The organism is Cupriavidus sp. 05L310, assembly GCF_056398185.1.
Genome location: NZ_JBFTOX010000105.1, coordinates 1 through 18,056, shown reverse-complemented (window position 1 = coordinate 18,056; position 18,056 = coordinate 1). Strand labels below are relative to the sequence as shown.

At 63.6% G+C, this 18,056-nt stretch carries 18 protein-coding genes; 17 read left to right on the top strand and 1 reads right to left on the bottom strand.

Annotation, left to right across the window (positions count from 1 at the left end; translation table 11 throughout):
• The first annotated feature begins 69 nt into the window (after window positions 1-69).
• From ltrA to cysM, 9 genes are all read left to right on the top strand, one after another.
• Window positions 70-1,770 carry a group II intron reverse transcriptase/maturase gene (ltrA, locus tag AC1DS6_RS41065; protein ID WP_477104652.1) on the top strand — a complete coding sequence of 567 codons (1,701 nt, stop codon included), beginning with the start codon at window positions 70-72 and terminating at the stop codon, window positions 1,768-1,770.
• Between the two features lie 166 nt (window positions 1,771-1,936).
• Window positions 1,937-2,260 carry a lipopolysaccharide assembly protein LapA domain-containing protein gene (locus AC1DS6_RS41060; RefSeq protein WP_035858787.1) on the top strand — a complete coding sequence of 108 codons (324 nt, stop codon included), beginning with the start codon at window positions 1,937-1,939 and terminating at the stop codon, window positions 2,258-2,260.
• 3 nt (window positions 2,261-2,263) lie between these two features.
• Window positions 2,264-3,505 carry a lipopolysaccharide assembly protein LapB gene (lapB, locus tag AC1DS6_RS41055; RefSeq protein WP_441631146.1) on the top strand — a complete coding sequence of 414 codons (1,242 nt, stop codon included), beginning with the start codon at window positions 2,264-2,266 and terminating at the stop codon, window positions 3,503-3,505.
• Window positions 3,506-3,547: 42 nt separating this feature from the next.
• Complete coding sequence (locus AC1DS6_RS41050; RefSeq protein WP_441631144.1) at window positions 3,548-4,921, top strand: UDP-glucose dehydrogenase family protein; 1,374 nt, start codon at window positions 3,548-3,550, stop codon at window positions 4,919-4,921.
• A gap of 70 nt (window positions 4,922-4,991) precedes the next feature.
• Window positions 4,992-5,939 carry a D-glycero-beta-D-manno-heptose-7-phosphate kinase gene (gene rfaE1, locus AC1DS6_RS41045; protein WP_051647932.1) on the top strand — a complete coding sequence of 316 codons (948 nt, stop codon included), beginning with the start codon at window positions 4,992-4,994 and terminating at the stop codon, window positions 5,937-5,939.
• A gap of 40 nt (window positions 5,940-5,979) precedes the next feature.
• Window positions 5,980-6,975, top strand: coding sequence for an ADP-glyceromanno-heptose 6-epimerase (gene rfaD / locus AC1DS6_RS41040; protein WP_441631140.1), 996 nt, complete (start codon window positions 5,980-5,982; stop codon window positions 6,973-6,975).
• Window positions 6,976-7,144: 169 nt separating this feature from the next.
• Window positions 7,145-7,513 (top strand): ComEA family DNA-binding protein, encoded by a 369-nt coding sequence (locus AC1DS6_RS41035; protein WP_441631138.1) that lies wholly within the window; start codon window positions 7,145-7,147, stop codon window positions 7,511-7,513.
• Window positions 7,514-7,789: 276 nt separating this feature from the next.
• Window positions 7,790-9,100, top strand: coding sequence for a solute carrier family 23 protein (locus AC1DS6_RS41030; protein ID WP_477104651.1), 1,311 nt, complete (start codon window positions 7,790-7,792; stop codon window positions 9,098-9,100).
• 98 nt (window positions 9,101-9,198) lie between these two features.
• Window positions 9,199-10,101: a cysteine synthase CysM gene (gene cysM / locus AC1DS6_RS41025; RefSeq protein WP_035858835.1), complete on the top strand. Its 903-nt coding sequence runs from the start codon at window positions 9,199-9,201 to the stop codon at window positions 10,099-10,101.
• A gap of 95 nt (window positions 10,102-10,196) precedes the next feature.
• On the opposite strand, the gene mltB is transcribed toward cysM, so the two are convergent.
• Window positions 10,197-11,303, bottom strand: a complete 1,107-nt coding sequence (gene mltB, locus AC1DS6_RS41020) for a lytic murein transglycosylase B (protein WP_441631134.1) — start codon at window positions 11,301-11,303, stop codon at window positions 10,197-10,199.
• 118 nt (window positions 11,304-11,421) lie between these two features.
• Here mltB and AC1DS6_RS41015 point away from each other — a divergent pair, with 118 nt between their 5' ends.
• From AC1DS6_RS41015 to AC1DS6_RS40980, 8 genes are all read left to right on the top strand, one after another.
• Window positions 11,422-12,345 carry a histone deacetylase family protein gene (locus AC1DS6_RS41015; protein WP_441631132.1) on the top strand — a complete coding sequence of 308 codons (924 nt, stop codon included), beginning with the start codon at window positions 11,422-11,424 and terminating at the stop codon, window positions 12,343-12,345.
• Between the two features lie 11 nt (window positions 12,346-12,356).
• On the top strand, window positions 12,357-13,160 hold the full coding sequence (locus tag AC1DS6_RS41010; protein ID WP_441631130.1) for an enoyl-CoA hydratase: 804 nt from the start codon (window positions 12,357-12,359) through the stop codon (window positions 13,158-13,160).
• A 161-nt stretch (window positions 13,161-13,321) separates the two neighbouring features.
• Entirely contained in the window at window positions 13,322-14,356 is a 1,035-nt protein-coding gene (locus tag AC1DS6_RS41005; RefSeq protein ID WP_045238004.1) for a methionine ABC transporter ATP-binding protein, read from the top strand.
• Window positions 14,346-14,999 carry a methionine ABC transporter permease gene (locus AC1DS6_RS41000; protein WP_035858822.1) on the top strand — a complete coding sequence of 218 codons (654 nt, stop codon included), beginning with the start codon at window positions 14,346-14,348 and terminating at the stop codon, window positions 14,997-14,999. The genes AC1DS6_RS41005 and AC1DS6_RS41000 overlap by 11 nt, the downstream gene beginning before the upstream one ends.
• 60 nt (window positions 15,000-15,059) lie before the next feature.
• Complete coding sequence (locus tag AC1DS6_RS40995) at window positions 15,060-15,857, top strand: MetQ/NlpA family ABC transporter substrate-binding protein (RefSeq protein ID WP_441631127.1); 798 nt, start codon at window positions 15,060-15,062, stop codon at window positions 15,855-15,857.
• A 203-nt stretch (window positions 15,858-16,060) separates the two neighbouring features.
• On the top strand, window positions 16,061-16,810 hold the full coding sequence (locus tag AC1DS6_RS40990; protein ID WP_045238007.1) for an electron transfer flavoprotein subunit beta/FixA family protein: 750 nt from the start codon (window positions 16,061-16,063) through the stop codon (window positions 16,808-16,810).
• 19 nt (window positions 16,811-16,829) lie between these two features.
• On the top strand, window positions 16,830-17,765 hold the full coding sequence (locus AC1DS6_RS40985) for an electron transfer flavoprotein subunit alpha/FixB family protein (RefSeq protein ID WP_035858830.1): 936 nt from the start codon (window positions 16,830-16,832) through the stop codon (window positions 17,763-17,765).
• Between the two features lie 106 nt (window positions 17,766-17,871).
• On the top strand, window positions 17,872-18,056 hold a 185-nt coding region (locus tag AC1DS6_RS40980; RefSeq protein WP_477103319.1), incomplete at its 3' end, for an acyl-CoA dehydrogenase N-terminal domain-containing protein.

Sequence of the window (18,056 nt, the reverse complement as noted above, 5' to 3'; positions counted from 1 at the left end):
GGGCAACTGTCCCTCAAGGGGCATGTTGTCTCTTGATTTTGGGGAGGATCCTCAAGATAGGAGAGCAGCATGGAAGCATTGATCCGCAAGGATGAATCTGCGCCCTCCGGCGTACCGCAGCGATGGGGCGACATCAATTGGCGCCGCGTCGAACGGAACGTCCGGGTAATGCAGATTCGAATTGCGAAGGCAACACAGGAAGGGGACTGGCGCAGGGTGAAAGCGCTGCAACGGTCTCTGACCCGCTCGTGGTCCGCCAAGGCATCGGCGGTACGGCGAGTGACGGAGAACCAAGGTGCGCGGACAGTAGGTGTTGACCGCGAACAGTGGAACTCGCCTGAAGTCCGGTGGGAAGCCATCGGGCGGTTGAAGCGACGGGGGTATCGACCCATGCCATTAAGGAGGGTCTTTATTCCTAAAGCCAACGGGAAAGAGCGCCCTCTGGGCATTCCGACCATGTTGGATCGAGCCATGCAGGCGTTATACCTGCTGGCGCTGGAACCGGTGTCCGAAGGGACGAGTGATCTGAACTCCTATGGGTTCCGGATCAATCGCTCTACCGCGGATGCCATGTCTCAGCTATTTGTCTCGCTGTCCCAGAAGGCTTCGGCTCAATGGGTACTAGAGGCGGATATCAAGGGGTGCTTTGACCATATCAGTCACGACTGGCTGGAGCGCAACGTCCCGATGGACAAAGCAATCCTGCGGAAATGGCTGAAAGCTGGCGTGGTATTTCAGGGTCAGTTTCAGGCGACCGAAGCCGGAACACCACAGGGGGGCATCATTTCCCCGACTCTGGCAAACGTGGCATTGAACGGGTTGGAACGGCAACTGGTGGAGTTCCTCAGGACAAAGCTAGGAGTCAACAACACGAAGAAGTTGAAGGTGAATGTTGTGCGCTATGCGGACGACTTCGTGATCACCGGCAATACGCCGGAAGTTTTGGAGCACGAGGTGAAGCCATGGGTAGAGCAGTTCCTGGCAGTACGGGGGCTGACGCTATCGACGGAGAAAACGCGGATCGTCCACATTGCCGAAGGCTTTGACTTCCTTGGGTGGAATTTCCGGAAGTACTCGGGAACGCTGCTCATCAAGCCGAGCAAAAAGAACGTGCAGACGTTCTATCGCAAGGTGAAGGAGGTTATCAGTGCTAACAAGGCGGTGAAGCAGGCCGATCTGATCGAACTGCTGAACCCGATGCTAAGGGGCTGGGCGCAGTACCACAGCCCAGTGGTTGCGAAGGCGACGTTCACACGCGTGGAGCATGCTGTATTTAAGGCTCTATGGCGATGGGCAAAACGGCGACACCGAGGGAAGAACGCCGATTGGGTGCGGAAGAAGTATTTCGCATCGTTCGGGGAACGGAACTGGGTGTTTGGGACCGCAATCGCGGACGACGACGGCAGTAGCCGCTGGATGGAGTTGTACTCGCTCGCGAGCACGGTCATTCAGCGGCACACGAAAATTAAAGGGAGTTACAACCCATTTGATCCCGAGCAGGAGCGCTATGGTGAGAAATTGCGGCAGGAGCGCATGCAAGCAAGCATGACGCACCGAAAGCAATGGATCAAACTGTATGTGTCACAGCGAGGGTTGTGTGCGGTGTGTCAGTGCAAGATCACCAAAGAGACGGGGTGGGAAGATCACCACTTGGAACCGCGCATTCTCGGCGGGTCCGATGCTCTAGGGAATCGCGTGCTGCTGCATCCGAACTGCCATATCCAAGTTCACCACCACGGCCAAACTGTTGTGAAACCGGTGTTTAATTAACATTTTGTAGAGGCTTGAGCCGTATGCGGGGAAACTCGCACGTACGGTTCTTAGGGGGGGATGGTGACCAGGAATGGCCTATCCCTACCCTACCACCGAGGGGCGTCGCCCGCCGGCGTTCGCATCACCGGAGTCCGAACCATCCCATCTTCCGCATGAAGCCCGCATGAAACTTGTCGCCTGGATCATCCGTATCGTCCTGTTCGCGCTGCTGTTCGTGCTGGCGCTGCGCAATACCGCCGATGCTTCCCTGCAACTCTTCTTCGATGCCGTCTGGCGAGCGCCGCTGATCCTGATCCTGCTGGCCGCTTTCGGGCTGGGTATTGTCGCTGCGCTGGCGGCGGTAGCGCCCGCGCTGATGCGCCAGCGCATGGAAGCGAACCGGCTGCGGCGCGCGCTCGGCGAGGCGCGCAGCCAGGCCGCGGAAGGTGCCCGCGAACCACAGGCGGGCTCCGGCATCCCTTACAACGTAGTTGGCCCGAAAGTTTGACCAATGATTTTTGAAACCTGGTGGCTGCTCGCGCTGCCGCTCATTTTCGGCCTCGGCTGGATGGCTGCGCGCTTTGATGCGCGGCAGCTCATGAGCGAACAGGGCGCGCTGCCGCGCTCCTATTTCAAGGGCCTGAACTTCCTGCTCAATGAGCAGCCCGATCAAGCCATCGACGCGTTTATCGAGGTGGCGCGGCTGGACCCCGAGACCACCGAACTGCACTTCGCGCTCGGCGCACTGTTCCGCCGGCGCGGCGAAACCGAACGCGCCATTCGCGTGCACCAGAACCTCGCCAGCCGCGAGGATCTCCCCGACGCCGAGCGCGAGCACGCACTCTTTGAGCTGGGCCAGGACTTCCTGCGCGCCGGCCTGCTTGACCGTGCCGAGGAATCGCTGCGGCGGCTGATGTCGGGCCCCTATGCGGCGCCGGCCAAGCATGTGCTGCTCGAACTCTACGAAGTCGAGAAGGAGTGGAAGAAGGCCATCGAGGCGGCACGCGAACTTCAGCCGCTGGAGCAAAAGGACTACAGTTTGCAGATCGCGCAATTCTGCTGCGAACTGGCGCAGGATGCCCTGCAGCGCAAGCAGTCCGAGGACGCGATCGGCTGGTTGGAGCAGGCAGTCAAGGAAAATCCCGCCAATGTGCGCGCGCCGATGCTGCTGGGCGACGTGGCCATGGCGGCAGGCGACGCACAGGGCGCGCTTGGCCACTGGCTCGGTATCGAGCGGCAGGATGCCGCCTACCTGCCGCTGGTGGCGGACCGCGTCGTCAAGGCTTATCGCCAGCTCGGCGATAACGGGCGGGCGATGGAATGGCTGCGCGGCTTGCTCAAGACCAATCTGGCGGCCGAGTTGCTGGATATTGCGTATCGCGCCGAACTCGAACTGCATGGCGCGCATGCCGCGGCTGTCTTGATGCGCGAGCAACTGCGCCGGCAGCCGTCGCTGCAAGCGTTGACCAAGTATTTCGAGGCGCAGGCCGCCGAGGTCGCCGCCGTGGGCGAGGCCAACGGCGTGGCAGAAGCGGGCACCGCCGTGGCGCAGGCGCTTCAGGCGACCGCCCACGATATCGAACAGGAGCAGGAGGTGTCGGCGATTCGCGACCTGCTGCAGAATCGCACGCGTAACCTGGCGCGCTATACCTGCCGCGAATGCGGCTTCCGCGCGCGATTGTTCTATTGGCAGTGCCCCGGCTGCAACCGCTGGGAAACATACGCGCCGCGCCGTAGCGAGGCACTCGGCTGACGCTGTTGCGTCGCACGCCAATCCCTATCTGGAGTACAAGCTATGAAAGTCACCATTATCGGCAGCGGCTACGTCGGTCTAGTGACCGGGGCCTGTCTGGCCGAACTGGGCAACGATGTGTTTTGCCTGGACGTCGATGAACGCAAGATCGCGCTGCTCAATGCGGGTGGCGTACCGATCTACGAGCCGGGCCTCAAGGAACTGATCCAACGCAATCGCGAGGCCGGGCGGCTGACGTTCTCCACCGATGTGGCGGCCAGCGTGGAGCATGCCGACGTGCAGTTCATCGCGGTCGGCACGCCGCCCGACGAGGACGGCTCCGCCGATCTGCAATATGTGCTGGCGGCTGCCCGCAATATCGGCCGGCATATGACGGGCTTCAAGGTGGTGGTGGACAAATCGACGGTGCCGGTCGGCACCGGCGACCGTGTCACCGAAGCCATTCGTGCCGAACTGGGCGCGCGCGGCCTGGAGGACCTGCAGTTCTCGGTGGTGTCGAATCCCGAGTTCCTGAAGGAAGGCGCCGCGGTGGAGGATTTCATGCGCCCCGACCGCATCGTGCTGGGTTGCGATGCCGACGTGGCGGGCCGCCATGCCAAGGCGATCATGCGCCAGTTGTACGCACCGTTTAACCGCAACCACGAGCGCACCTTCTATATGGATGTGCGCTCGGCCGAGTTCACCAAGTACGCGGCCAACTCGATGCTGGCCACCCGGATCTCGTTCATGAACGAGCTGGCGAACCTGGCGGACGAGGTCGGTGCGGACATCGAACTGGTTCGCATGGGCATCGGTTCCGATCCGCGCATCGGCTATAGTTTCCTGTACGCCGGCGCCGGTTACGGCGGCTCTTGTTTTCCCAAGGACGTGCAGGCACTGATGCGCACCGCCAGCGCGCATGGCAAGCCCATGCGGGTGCTCGAAGCGGTGGAAGCGGTCAACGATGCGCAAAAGCAGGTGCTGGCCGACAAGGTCGTGCGGCGCTTCGGCGAGGATCTCGCAGGCCGCACCTTTGCGATCTGGGGGCTGGCCTTCAAGCCCAATACCGACGATATGCGCGAAGCGCCGTCGCGGGTGCTGGCGCGTGCGCTGATTTCGCGCGGTGCCGCGTTGCGCGTGCACGATCCCATTTCGATGGCCGAGGCCCGGCGCGCGCTGGAAATCGATCTCGCCGATATCGAAGGCGGCTTTGCGCGCGTGCATTTCAGCGATGCGCAGATGGATACGCTCGATGGCGCCGATGCGCTGGTGATCGTCACCGAGTGGAAGGTGTTCCGCAGCCCGGATTTCAACCAGATCAAGCGCCGCCTGAAGGCACCCGTCATCTTCGACGGACGCAATCTGTACGAGCCCGAGGCCATGCAGGAATCGGGCATCGAATATCATGCGATCGGGCGGCCGACCACGACGCGCTGAACCGCAACCCAACGGGAACGACAAGCCAACGCCCCGGGTGACGGACCGGGCAGTGTTGCCAAGGATGTCCATGAGCAAGAACCATATTCCGCAGCAACAGATCAATCAATCGCGCATCCTGGTGGCGGGCGACATGATGCTCGACCGCTATTGGTTCGGCGATGTCGAGCGCATCTCGCCGGAGGCGCCGGTGCCGGTCGTGCAGGTAAAGCGTAGCGACGAGCGCCTTGGCGGCGCCGCCAACGTGGCGCGCAATGCCGCCGCGCTGGGCGCTCAGGTCGGCATGCTGGGCGTGGTCGGCGACGACGAACCCGGCCGTACCCTGGAGGCGCTCCTGAATGCCAGCCACGTGCAGCCCTACCTGCTGCGCGACGCCAGCGTCAACACCACCATCAAGCTGCGCGTGATGGCGCACCAGCAGCAGTTGCTGCGGGTCGATTTCGAGAACGTCCCGGCGCACGAAGTGCTGGCTTCCGTACTGGATAGCTTCCAGGCCTTGGTCAAGGAGTACAAGGTACTGGTGCTCTCCGACTACGGCAAGGGCGGACTGGCCCACGTGGGCCGCATGGTCGAGACGGGCCGCGCAGCGGGTTGCATGGTGCTCGTCGATCCCAAGGGCGACGACTATTCGCGCTATCGCGGCGCCACGCTGATCACCCCCAACCGCGCCGAAATGCGTCATGTGGTGGGTGCCTGGAAAACCGAGTCCGATCTCACTATCCGGGCCCAGAACCTGCGGCGGGAGTTGCATCTCGAGGCGTTGCTGCTGACCCGTTCGGAAGAGGGCATGACGCTCTATACCGAAGCGGAGGTATTGCACGTTTCGGCGCAGGCGCGCGAAGTCTATGACGTGTCCGGTGCCGGCGATACCGTGATCGCCACGCTGGCGACCATGCTGGGGGCGGGCGTGCCACTCAAGGAAGCCGTGCAGCACGCCAATCGCGCCGGCAGCATCGTGGTGGGCAAGCTGGGCACCGCGGTTGTCACCTATCCTGAATTGTTCGGCACGCCGGCGTAATGTCCGCGCTGTCTTCTGGCTCGATTGAGCCCACACGACCATGACCATCATCGTTACCGGCGCTGCCGGCTTTATCGGCAGCAACCTCGTCAAGGGCCTGAACGAGCGCGGCGAAGACAACGTCGTCGCCGTCGACAATCTGACGCGTGCCGACAAGTTCCACAATCTCGTCGACTGCGAGATCCGTGACTACCTGGACAAAGGCGAGTTTCTCGAACGCTTCACATGCGGCGAGTTCGGCAAGGTGCGCGCGGTCTTCCATGAGGGTGCCTGCTCGGACACCATGGAGACGGATGGCCGCTACATGATGGAGAACAACTTCCGCTACACCAAGGGGCTGATGGATGCCTGCCTGGAGCAGGGCACGCAATTCCTCTACGCATCGTCGGCCGCGACCTACGGTGCCTCGCAGGTGTTCAAGGAAGAACGCGAATATGAGAAGCCGCTGAACGTCTACGGCTACTCCAAGTTCCTGTTCGACCAGGTGGTGCGCCGCACGTTGCCGACCGCGCTGTCGCAGATCGTGGGTTTTCGCTACTTCAACGTCTATGGCCCGCGCGAAGCGCACAAGGGGCGCATGGCGTCGGTGGCGTTCCACAATTTCAACCAGTTCCGTGCCGATGGCACCGTGAAGCTGTTCGGCGAGTATGGCGGCTACGTACCGGGTGGCCACACCCGCGATTTCATCTCGGTGGAGGACGTGGTCAAGGTCAACCTGTTCTTCCTGGATCACCCGGACAAGTCGGGCATCTTCAATCTTGGCACCGGGCGTGCGCAACCTTTCAACGATATCGCCGCGACCGTGGTCAACACGCTGCGCGAAGCCGATGGCCGTCCCCACCTGACGCTCGACGAGATGGTGCAGGAGGGCCTGGTGGAATACATCAAGTTCCCCGATGCGTTGCGCGGCAAGTATCAGTGCTACACGCAATCCGATGTCTCGCGCCTGCGTGGCGCCGGGTACAAGGAGCCGTTCTACACAGTGGAAGAAGGCGTGTCGCGCTATTGCCGCTGGCTGCTTCAGAACAAGGCCTGAGATCGCAAAGTGCGCGGTCCGCTTTGCCGCCCTTGACGGAAACACCTCGGTAGCGTTGAGGTGAACTTTTGTTGCAGGGCGCGCCAAGGCGGCCTGCCGCTCCTATCCTCCGTGTTGCCTCGTCCGGACCGGGCGAGGCAACCTTCATAAACGGATAGGAGAATCTCCCATGTTCAAGCAAACTCTGACGGCTTCAAAACAGGTATTGCTGGCGGCTGCCGTATGGTTTTCGCTGTCGGGCGCCGCGCTCGCGGCGGTCGATGTGAACACCGCCGATGAAGCCGCACTGGTTTCGCTCAAGGGCATCGGGCCGGCTACGGCCAGCACCATCATCAATGAGCGCACCAGGGGCGGGCCCTTCAAGGATGCCGCGGATCTCGCGGATCGCGTCAAGGGCCTCGGGCAGAAATCGGTCGTGCGTTTGCAGGAGGCTGGCATGACCATTGGCGCCGGCAGCGCCGCCGCGCCGAAGGCCGCGGTGGCCGCGGCCCAGAAGGATGGCAAGGCGGAGAAACCGCCGGTCAAGGCCGCCCGCTAAGACGCCGGCGGGCTCGCGGCCGCGACGCCCGCATCGTCCGTATTTGCGCATCGAAGCCCCGGCCTGGTCCGGGGCTTTTTGCCGCCCGCGCACCGGTGCGGACGGCAGACGCTGGTATGGCTCGTGCTAGTTCCGCGTGGCTTCGCACGATTGCGGTCGCGCGGTATCATGCGGACGCCGCGGCAGCCTGAGCCGGCTTCGCGGCCAACATAATCCAAATCGAGCCGGACCTGCTCACGCATGCGGGGGCCAGGCCAAAAAAACGGGAGCTGGACAATGGGAAATAACGAGGACGCGGGATTCCTGCCCAAGTGGCGGCTAAAGACCCACGGCGTGATTGCGCCTGATGAGCGTCTGCCTGCCGGCCAGACGCTCCTGGCTGGGATCCAGCATGTGGTGGCGATGTTCGGCTCGACGGCGATCGCGCCGATCCTGATGGGTTTCAATCCCAATATCGCCATCCTGTTTTCGGGCATCGGTACGCTGATCTTCTTCCTGTGTGTGCGCGGCAGGGTGCCCAGCTACCTGGGTTCCAGCTTTGCCTTTATCGCCGTGGTGATCGCCGCGACCGGCTATGCCGGCAGCGGACCGAATCCCAATATCCCGGTGGCGCTGGGCGGCATCATCGCCGCCGGCGTGCTCTACCTGCTGATCGGGCTGGTGGTGCAGGCGGTCGGATATCGCTGGGTCGAGCGGCTGATGCCGCCTGTGGTGACGGGTGCCATTGTGGCGGCGATCGGCCTGAATCTTGCGCCGGTGGCAGTCAAGGCCGTCAGCGGCGCCGCGCTTGACACCTGGGTGGGGCTGGCCACGGTGCTGGCCGTGGGCACGGTGGCGGTGCATGCGCCGGGCATGTTGCGCCGGCTGCCGGTGCTCGTGGGCGGCTTGTTCGGCTACGTGCTGTACTACATCTGCACCAACGGGCTGGGCATGGGCAAGGCCATCGACTTCTCCGGCGTGGCCGCGGCCAGCTGGTTCGGCCTGCCGGTCTTCACGTCGCCAGTGTTCCGGGCCAGCGCCATGCTGCTGATCGCACCGGTGGCCATCGTGCTGGTGGCGGAAAACCTCGGGCACATCAAGGCCATCAGCGTGATGACCGGCCGCAATCTCGACCCGTACATCGGCCGCGCCTTTATCGGCGATGGCATTGCCACCATCATTTCCGCGGGCGGGGGCGGCACGGGCGTGACCACCTATGCCGAGAACATGGGCGTGATGGCCGTGACCAAGATCTACTCCACGCTGATCTTCGTGGTGGCGGCTGTGGTGGCCCTGGTGCTTGGCTTTTCGCCCAAGTTCGGTGCGCTGATCCTGACCATCCCGGGTCCGGTGATCGGTGGCCTGACCATTGTCGTGTTTGGCCTGATCGCCGCCACCGCGGGGCGCATCTGGGTTGAGAACAAGGTCGATTTCTCCAATTCGCGCAACCTGATCACGGTCGGCGCCACGCTGACCGTGGCGGCCGGCGACCTGACCCTGAAGCTGGGTGGCATGACGCTGGGCGGCATCGGTACCGCCACTTTCGGAGCCATTCTGCTCTACCACCTGCTGGGCAACAGCAAGAACGAAGCCGAGGCGAAGGCCTGATTGGCCGCGGCGTGGCGGGCTGCGATGTCCGTCCACGCCGGCAACGCGGGTTTCGGGACTGGATTACAATGTCCGCCGACATTGGAATCCCGCTCACCATGGCCTACAAGACGATTGAAGACACCATCGGCAATACGCCGCTGGTCCAACTGCAGCGCATCCCCGGTGCCGCCGGCGCTCCGCGCGGCAACGTGATCCTCGGCAAGCTCGAGGGCAACAACCCGGCGGGCTCGGTCAAGGACAGGCCGGCGGTGTCGATGATTGCCCGCGCCGAATCGCGCGGGCGCATCAAGCCGGGCGATACGCTGATCGAAGCTACCTCGGGCAATACCGGCATTGCGCTGGCCATGGCGGCCGCCATTCGCGGCTACAAGATGGTGCTGATCATGCCGGAAGACCTGAGCATGGAGCGGCGCCAGAGCATGGCAGCCTATGGCGCGGAGATTATCCTGACCCCGGTCAAGGGCGGCATGGAATACGCGCGGGACCTCGCCGATTCCATGGAGCGTGATGGCCGCGGCGTGATCCTCGACCAGTTCGCCAACCCCGACAATCCGCTGGCCCACTATGAGACCACCGGTCCGGAGATCTGGCGCGATACCGAAGGACGCATCACTCACTTTGTTTCCGCCATGGGGACCACCGGCACCATTACCGGCGTGTCGCGCTACCTGAAAGAGCAAAGCGCGGCAGTGCAGATCGTTGGCGCGCAGCCGGCCGAAGGCTCACGCATCCCGGGCATTCGCAAGTGGCCCGAGGCATACATGCCGAAGATCTACGACTCGAAGTACATCGACCGCACTGAGGCGGTGAGTCAGGGCGATGCCGAGCACATGGCCCGCCGCATGGCCCGCGAGGAAGGCATCTTTTGCGGGATTTCCGCTGCAGGTGCGTTGTGCGTGGCGGTGCGCATCGCCGAGGAAGTGGAAAACGCGACCATCGTGTTCGTGGTGTGCGATCGCGGCGACCGCTATCTTTCTACCGGGGTGTTTCCGGCCTGAGGCACGTTGTTTCGCGCACCAACAAAAAGCCCCGCACATCGTTGCGGGGTTTTTTGCTTTTTTTGCGTTTGCTTCTGGCGGGTGGGGCGGCGAGGTCAGCCCATCGCCGCTTTCACGGCCTCGCCCAACTGGTAGACCGCCAGTGCGTAGAAGAAGCTGCGGTTATAGCGCGTCAGCACATAGAAATTGCGCAGGCCGAGCATATAGTCAGTGGTTTCGCCCGGTGTGGGCAGGTCAACCACCAGCACGCCGGTTTCGCCCTCGCGCGCCAGGTTGATCGGCTCGTCCACGCGCAGGCCGGCCTTGAGCAACTGATTGAGCGTGCGGGTGGGCCACGGCTCGCCGTCGGCAGCGGCGGCAGCGATGCCGCGGCTGCCCTCGTCGGCGGCAATGCGCCAGACCACCGGGCGGCCCGGTTCCCAGCCATGCAATTGCAGGAAGCGCGCAACGCTGCCGATCGCGTCGGTGGCGCTGTTGCGCAGGTCGATATGGCCGTTGCCGTCGTAGTCGATGGCGTACTCGCGCAAGCTGGTCGGCATGAACTGCGGAATGCCAATGGCACCGGCGAAGGAGCCCAACACCGAGAACACATCGGTATTGGTGTCCCGGCACCACAGCAGGTAATCGGCCAGCTGGTTGCGGAACAGCGTCGTGCGCGCTTCGCGGTTAGGTACGTCGGGATAGTCGAACGCCAGCGTGGAGAGCGAATCGATCACGCGGAAGGTGCCCATGTCGCGGCCATAGATGGTCTCGACGCCGATGATGCCGACGATCACCGAAGCCGGCACGCCGAACTCTGCCTCGGCGCGGCGCAGCGTGTCTCGGTTCTGCTGCCAGAAGCGCACACCCGCGTTGATGCGGATCGGCTCGATGAAACGGGAACGGTAGGCGCGCCAGCTTTTGCGCCCCGGCGTGGCGGGCGGCATGATCAGGCGCACTACCGTGGACGAATACACGGCTTGGCCGAACCAGGTTTCCAGGGCCGGGCGTGCGAAGCCGTGGCGTGCCACCATCTCGTCGATAAAGGCGCGGCTCTTGGGGTTGTCACGGTAGCGACCCGGCTCGATCTCTTCTTCGCGCATGCTCACGCGGCGCTTGCCGGCGGCTAGCAGGGCGGGGGAGACGCCGCACAAGCTCAATGCGGCAGCGGAAAGTGCGGCGCCCAAAAGCGGGCGGCGCAGGGAGCGCTGGGTGTCGTTCATGGTGTCCTTTGCAAGTGGCCACGAGTATAGCGGATGGTGTCTGTGCGGCACCCCGCTGGGTGGCTGGCGCGGCATGTGCTAACGTAACGAATGGAGACCACGAATAAAGCAATAAGACATGCCCACAGGCTATTACACGCATCCCGAGTTCCTGCTGCATGAGATGGGGCCATTCCATCCGGAATGCCCGGAACGCCTGCAGGCCATCGAAGACCATCTGATCTCGCATGGCATGGACGGCCTGCTCGACCGGCGCGAGGCGCCCGCCGCGAGCGCCGAGCAGATCGGGCGTGTGCATCGCCCGGAGTACATGGCCTCGCTGGCCGCCGCGAGTCCCGCCAGCGGCTATCACCCCATCGATCCCGATACCCTGATGAACTCGCATACGATGGCTGCCGCCACCCATGCGGCGGGCGCGGCGGTGGCCGCCACCGATGCGGTGATGGCCGGCGAGTTCGAGAGCGCTTTCTGCTGCGTGCGCCCGCCTGGCCACCATGCGGAGCCGGACCGGGCCATGGGTTTCTGCTTCTACAACAACGTGGCGATCGCGGCGCGCCACGCGCTTGCCGTGCATGGCCTCGAACGCGTGGCGATCGTCGATTTCGACGTGCACCACGGCAACGGCACCGAGGCCGCCTTCCGCGGCGAGGAGCGGGTGCTGATGTGCAGTTTCTTCCAGCATCCGTTCTATCCCTATAGCGGTACCGAGCACATTGCCACCAATATGTCCAACATCCCGCTGCCGGCCTATACCAGCGGTATGGCAGTGCGGGAGGTGGTGGAGACGATCTGGCTGCCGCGCCTGAACGAGTTCAAGCCGCAGATGCTGTTTATCTCGGCGGGCTTCGACGCCCATCGCGAGGATGACATGGGCCAGATGGGGCTGGTCGAGCAGGACTACGCCTGGATCACGACCCAGCTGGTCGATGTCGCCCGCGCGCATGCGCAAGGCCGCATCGTCAGTTGCCTGGAGGGCGGCTATAACCTGAGCGCGCTCAGCCGCAGCGTGTGTGCGCACCTCAAGGTGCTGCTCGAACGATAGGAGGCCCCTGGATGGCTGAAACCGACAACCGCACTGCAACGCCGCTGGTGAGCGAAAGCCTGGACGCACCGGGCGTGCTGCGCCTGACGATGAACCGCCCCGAGGCGTTCAACGCCTTGTCCGAAGACCTGCTGGATGCGCTGTTTGATGCATTTGCCCGCGCTGGCGCCGACGCCTCGGTCCGGGTGGTGGTGCTGGCCGCCGCCGGCCGGGCATTTTGCGCCGGCCACGACCTGCGGGAGATGCGGGCTGCCCCTTCGCACGACTACTATCGCCGCCTGTTCGATCGCTGCACCCGCATGATGATGGCGATGCAGAAGATGCCGCAGCCGGTGATCGCGCGCGTGCAGGGGATCGCCACGGCTGCCGGCTGCCAGTTGGTGGCCATGTGTGATCTGGCGGTGGCGGCCGATGTCGCGCGCTTCGCGGTGTCCGGCGTCAATCTCGGCTTGTTCTGCGCGACGCCGGGCGTGGCCCTGTCGCGCAACCTGTCGCGCAAGCATGCGATGGAGATGCTGCTGACCGGAGACATGATCGATGCCATGGAGGCCCGGGACCGCGGGCTGGTCAACCGCGTGGTGCCCGCCGACGCCCTCGACGCCGAGGTTGCCCGCCTGGCCGCCAGCATCTGCGCCAAGCCGGCCGCCGCGGTGGCCGCCGGCAAGGGCTTGTTCTACCGCCAACTGGAGATGGGAATCGAGGCGGCCTACCAACTGGCGGGGCAGACCATGGCGTGCAACATGATGGATCCGGCGGCGCTGGAGGGCGTCCAGGCCTTTATCGACAAGCGTCCGCCGTCCTGGCGTGGCGCATAAACGGCTTTTTTGTGGTCTTTATGCCTTGAGCATATAAAGACATCGGTAAAAAGTCGTTTCTGGTATGAAGCGGATCGCTTAAAATGCGAGCTTCGCCCAAAAAATAAAATGCGGCAACAGCGCTAGAGAGACGTTCTCGCCTGTTGCCGTTTTCTTTTCACATGATCGAACTGCAAGGTCTTTCGCAACGCTTTCCCGGAGGGTCGGGGGAAGTGCATGCGCTGCGGGACGTCAACCTGTCCATTGCGGCGGGTGAGGTCTTCGGCATCATCGGTCGTAGCGGCGCTGGCAAGAGCACGCTGGTGCGCGCCATCAACCTGCTCAATCGCCCCAGTGGCGGCCGCGTGATCGTGGCCGGACAGGAGCTGACCGCGCTCGACAGCGGCGCGCTGCGCAAGGCGCGCCGCGACATCGGCATGATCTTCCAGCATTTCAACCTGCTGTCGTCGCGTACCGTCTTTGACAACGTGGCGCTGCCGCTGGAGCTGGCAGGCAAGTCGCGGAGCGAGATCTCCGACACGGTGCTGCCGCTGCTGGAACTGGTTGGCCTGACGGCGCTCAAGGACCGCTACCCCGCCCAGATCAGCGGTGGGCAGAAGCAGCGCGTGGGGATTGCCCGCGCGCTGGCGAGCAAGCCCAAGGTGCTGCTGTCGGACGAGGCCACCTCCGCCCTCGACCCGGAAACCACCCGCGCCATTCTGGAGCTGCTCAAGCAGATCAATCGCGAGCTCGGCCTGACCATTGTCATGATCACGCACCAGATGGAAGTGATCAAACAGGTCTGCGACCGCGTGGCCGTGCTCGAGGCCGGGGAGGTGGTGGAAACCGGCCGCGTGATCGACGTGTTCCTGCGTCCGCAACATGAGGTCACGCGCGCCATGATCGGCGACGTGATCGCTCAGGAATTGCCGCCCAGCGTGCTCAAGCGCGTGGAAAGCCGGCTCGGCAACGGGCGCGACCACGTCTACCGCCTGGCGTTCACGGGCGAAGGCGTGGACCAGCCAGTGCTGGCCCAGGCGATCCGCCGCTACGGGCTGGACTTCAATATCCTGCACGGGCATATCGACGAGATCCAGGGCCAGGCCTTCGGTTCGCTGGCCATCATGGCCACCGGCGAGCTGGCCGATGTGAAGGCGGCGATGGAATACCTGCAACAGGAAGGCGTAGTGGTGGAGGAGTTCGAGCATGTGGTCTGAAATGTTTGACCTGTTCCTGACCTCCTTCAACGAGACGTTGCTGATGGTGGCGATCTCGGGCGTGGTCGGCGCGTTGTTCGGCGTGCCGCTGGGCGTGCTGCTGCACCTGACCAACCGCGGCGGCGTGTTGTCGCATCCGCTGTTCAACCGCACCATCGGCGTGGTGGTCAATGCCGTGCGTTCGATTCCCTTCATCATCCTGCTGGTGGTGGTGATCCCGTTCACGCGCTTCATCGTCGGTTCGTCGATCGGCACCACTGCGGCCGTGGTGCCGCTGACGATCGCCGCGATACCGTTTATCGCGCGCCTGGTGGAAAGCGCGCTGCGCGAGGTGGACAAGGGCCTGGTCGAGGCCGCCCAGTCGATGGGCGCGACCACCGGCCAGATCGTGATGAAGGTGCTGCTGCCCGAAGCCATGCCCGGCATCGTGGCTGGCCTGACGATCACCTTCGTCAGCCTGGTGGGCTATTCGGCCATGGCCGGGGCCATCGGCGGCGGGGGCCTGGGCGACCTCGGCATCCGCTACGGCTACCAGCGCTACATCACCGAGGTGATGGTGGCGGTGGTGGTGATCCTGATTGTTTTCGTGCAAGCGGTGCAAAGCTTCGGCGACTGGCTGGTGCGCCGCATCAGCCACAAGTAATCCGGCGTTCCACCCGGCTACATACCAAGACTTAGAGAAATCGAGAAAAAGGAAGTCAACATGCAACGTCGTAACTTGCTGCAATGGATTGTCGGCGCCGCCCTGGGCGCCAGCCTGGCCACTGGCGCCGTGGCGCAGGAAAAGCCGATCAAGATCGGCGTCACCGGCGGCCCGCACGCCCAGATCATGGAGCAGGTGAAGAAGGTCGCGGCCAAGGACGGCCTGAATATCCAGGTGGTGGAGTTCAGTGACTACATCCAGCCCAATGCGGCGCTGGCTTCGGGCGACCTGGATGCCAACAGCTACCAGCACCTGCCTTACCTGGAAGCGCAGATCAAGGACCGTGGCTACAAGTTCACCCACATCGCCTTCACCGTGACTTTCCCGATGGGCGTGTACTCCAAGAAGATCAAGTCACTCGACCAGATCAAGGAAGGCGCGCGCGTGGGCGTACCGAACGATCCCACCAATGGTGGCCGCGGCCTGCTGCTGCTGCAAAGCAAGGGTCTGATCAAGCTGCGCGCCGATGCCGGCCTGAAGGCCACGCCGCTGGACATCGTCGCCAACCCGAAGAAGATCAAGATCGTCGAGCTGGATGCCGCCCAGCTGCCGCGCTCGCTGGATGACCTCGACGCCGCCGCCATCAACGGCAATTACGCCGAGTCGGCCGGCCTGTCGCCCACCAAGGATGCCATTGCCATGGAAGGCCCCAAGGGCCCCTATGCCAACCTGATCGCCATCCGCGAAGCCGACAGGAACAAGCCCTGGGTGGCCAAGCTGGTCAAGGCCTACCACTCGCCGGAGATCAAGCAGTACGTCCATAGCACCTTCAAGGATTCGGTGATTACCGCGTGGTAAGTTGAAAAAAGCCTCGAAAATCGTGTAACGCAGGGCATCCTGCGGCACAATGCGGGCAAGTTTTCACATTGCCGGGCTATGCCCGGCAATTCTTTACCGATAAAATAGTACGACCGTTCGAAAAACAAGAGTGCCACCCAGCCGGTGGTTATAATGGCGAGCGAACCAAATTTCTGACTATCGACTATCAGTGGAGTGAGCGCATGAAAGTACTCGTCGCAGTCAAGCGCGTGGTGGATTACAACGTCAAGGTCCGGGTGAAGTCGGACGGTACGGGCGTGGATCTGGCCAACGTCAAGATGAGCATGAACCCGTTTGACGAAATCGCCGTGGAAGAAGCGGTGCGTCTGCGGGAAGCCGGGGTGGTCACCGAGGTGATCGCCGTGTCCTGCGGCGTGGCCCAGTGCCAGGAAACCCTGCGTACCGCGATGGCCATCGGCGCCGACCGCGGCATCCTGGTCGAATCGAACGAAGACCTGCAGCCGCTGGCCGTGGCCAAGCTGCTCAAGGCCCTGGTAGACAAGGAGCAGCCGCAACTGGTGATCCTGGGCAAGCAGGCCATCGACGACGACTCCAACCAGACCGGCCAGATGCTGGCTGCGCTGGCAGGCCTGCCGCAAGCTACCTTCGCCTCGAAGGTGGTGGTGGCTGATGGCAAGGCGTCGGTGACGCGTGAAGTGGACGGCGGTCTGGAGACCCTGTCGATCAAGCTGCCGGCGGTGGTGACCACCGACCTGCGCCTGAACGAGCCACGCTACGTGACGCTGCCCAACATCATGAAGGCGAAGAAGAAACAGCTCGACATCGTCAAGCCGGAAGATCTCGGCGTGGACGTGGCGCCGCGTCTGAAGACCCTCAAGGTCGTCGAGCCGCCCAAGCGCAGCGCGGGTGTGATGGTGCCGGACGTTGCGACGCTGGTGCAAAAGCTGAAGAACGAAGCCAAGGTCATCTGAGCGCGCCAGGAGATAAAACATGACTGCACTCGTCATTGCTGAACACGACAACCAATCCATCAAGGCCGCCACGCTGAACACCGTGACCGCAGCCGCCCAGTGCGGCGGCGACGTCCACGTGCTGGTGGCTGGCGCCAACGCCGCTGCCGCCGCCGCCGCCGCTGCGAAGATCGCCGGCGTGTCCAAGGTGCTGCTGGCCGACGCCCCGTATTTCGGTGACGGCCTGGCCGAAAACGTGGCCGAGCAAGCGCTGGCCATCGCCAACGACTACAGCCACATCCTGGCGCCCGCCACCCCGTACGGCAAGAACATCCTGCCGCGCGTGGCCGCAAGGCTGGACGTGGCCCAGCTGTCGGACATCACCAAGGTCGACAGCCCGGATACCTTCGAGCGTCCGATCTACGCCGGCAACGCGATCTCGACCGTCCAATCGGCGGACAAGGTCAAGGTCATCACCGTGCGCGGCACCGGCTTTGACGCCGCCGCCGCCGAAGGTGGTTCGGCCGCCGTGGAGAACCTGCCGGCTGTGGCCGATGTTGGCATCTCGCAATTCGTTTCGCGCGAAGTCACCAAGAGCGACCGCCCCGAACTGACCGCCGCCAAGATCATCGTGTCCGGTGGCCGTGGCGTGGGTTCCGGCGAGAATTACACCAAGGTGCTGACGCCGCTGGCCGACAAGCTGAACGCCGCGATGGGCGCTTCCCGCGCTGCCGTGGACGCCGGCTTCGTGCCCAACGATTATCAGGTCGGCCAGACCGGCAAGATCGTCGCGCCGCAGTTGTATATCGCCATCGGTATCTCCGGCGCGATCCAGCATCTGGCCGGCATGAAGGACTCCAAGGTGATCGTGGCGATCAACAAGGACGCCGAAGCACCGATCTTCTCGGTGGCCGACTACGGCCTGGTGGGCGATCTGAACACCGTGGTGCCCGAACTGGTGGCAGCGCTGGGCTGATCCCCGCAGCCCGGCGCGGCGTTCGACACGCCGGGTTCGATCAGGAAGTACTAGCCGTTCCGGGCCTGCCCGAGAACGGCTTTTTTATACATATCCGGAGACATCGATGACCTACCGTGCCCCGCTCAAGGACATGCTGTTCGTGATGAACGAACTGGCCGGCCTTGACGCTGTCAGCCAGCTGCCCGGCTTCGAGGACGCCACGCCCGAGACGGCGCAGGCGGTGCTCGATGAGGCCGCCAAGTTCAACGAACAGGTGCTGGCGCCGCTCAACCGCATCGGCGACACCGA

What these genes read in the sequence shown, in the direction of transcription:
- rfaE1 (WP_051647932.1), top strand. Translation starts at nt 4,992, where the DNA reads ATGAGCAAGAACCATATTCCGCAGCAACAGATCAATCAATCGCGCATC.
- AC1DS6_RS41010 (WP_441631130.1), top strand. Translation starts at nt 12,357, where the DNA reads ATGGCTGAAACCGACAACCGCACTGCAACGCCGCTGGTGAGCGAAAGC.
- AC1DS6_RS41030 (WP_477104651.1), top strand. Translation starts at nt 7,790, where the DNA reads ATGGGAAATAACGAGGACGCGGGATTCCTGCCCAAGTGGCGGCTAAAG.
- AC1DS6_RS41005 (WP_045238004.1), top strand. Translation starts at nt 13,322, where the DNA reads ATGATCGAACTGCAAGGTCTTTCGCAACGCTTTCCCGGAGGGTCGGGG.
- AC1DS6_RS41035 (WP_441631138.1), top strand. Translation starts at nt 7,145, where the DNA reads ATGTTCAAGCAAACTCTGACGGCTTCAAAACAGGTATTGCTGGCGGCT.
- cysM (WP_035858835.1), top strand. Translation starts at nt 9,199, where the DNA reads ATGGCCTACAAGACGATTGAAGACACCATCGGCAATACGCCGCTGGTC.
- AC1DS6_RS41000 (WP_035858822.1), top strand. Translation starts at nt 14,346, where the DNA reads ATGTGGTCTGAAATGTTTGACCTGTTCCTGACCTCCTTCAACGAGACG.
- AC1DS6_RS40990 (WP_045238007.1), top strand. Translation starts at nt 16,061, where the DNA reads ATGAAAGTACTCGTCGCAGTCAAGCGCGTGGTGGATTACAACGTCAAG.
- lapB (WP_441631146.1), top strand. Translation starts at nt 2,264, where the DNA reads ATGATTTTTGAAACCTGGTGGCTGCTCGCGCTGCCGCTCATTTTCGGC.
- rfaD (WP_441631140.1), top strand. Translation starts at nt 5,980, where the DNA reads ATGACCATCATCGTTACCGGCGCTGCCGGCTTTATCGGCAGCAACCTC.
- AC1DS6_RS40995 (WP_441631127.1), top strand. Translation starts at nt 15,060, where the DNA reads ATGCAACGTCGTAACTTGCTGCAATGGATTGTCGGCGCCGCCCTGGGC.
- AC1DS6_RS41050 (WP_441631144.1), top strand. Translation starts at nt 3,548, where the DNA reads ATGAAAGTCACCATTATCGGCAGCGGCTACGTCGGTCTAGTGACCGGG.
- AC1DS6_RS41015 (WP_441631132.1), top strand. Translation starts at nt 11,422, where the DNA reads ATGCCCACAGGCTATTACACGCATCCCGAGTTCCTGCTGCATGAGATG.
- ltrA (WP_477104652.1), top strand. Translation starts at nt 70, where the DNA reads ATGGAAGCATTGATCCGCAAGGATGAATCTGCGCCCTCCGGCGTACCG.
- AC1DS6_RS41060 (WP_035858787.1), top strand. Translation starts at nt 1,937, where the DNA reads ATGAAACTTGTCGCCTGGATCATCCGTATCGTCCTGTTCGCGCTGCTG.
- mltB (WP_441631134.1), bottom strand. Translation starts at nt 11,303, where the DNA reads ATGAACGACACCCAGCGCTCCCTGCGCCGCCCGCTTTTGGGCGCCGCA.
- AC1DS6_RS40985 (WP_035858830.1), top strand. Translation starts at nt 16,830, where the DNA reads ATGACTGCACTCGTCATTGCTGAACACGACAACCAATCCATCAAGGCC.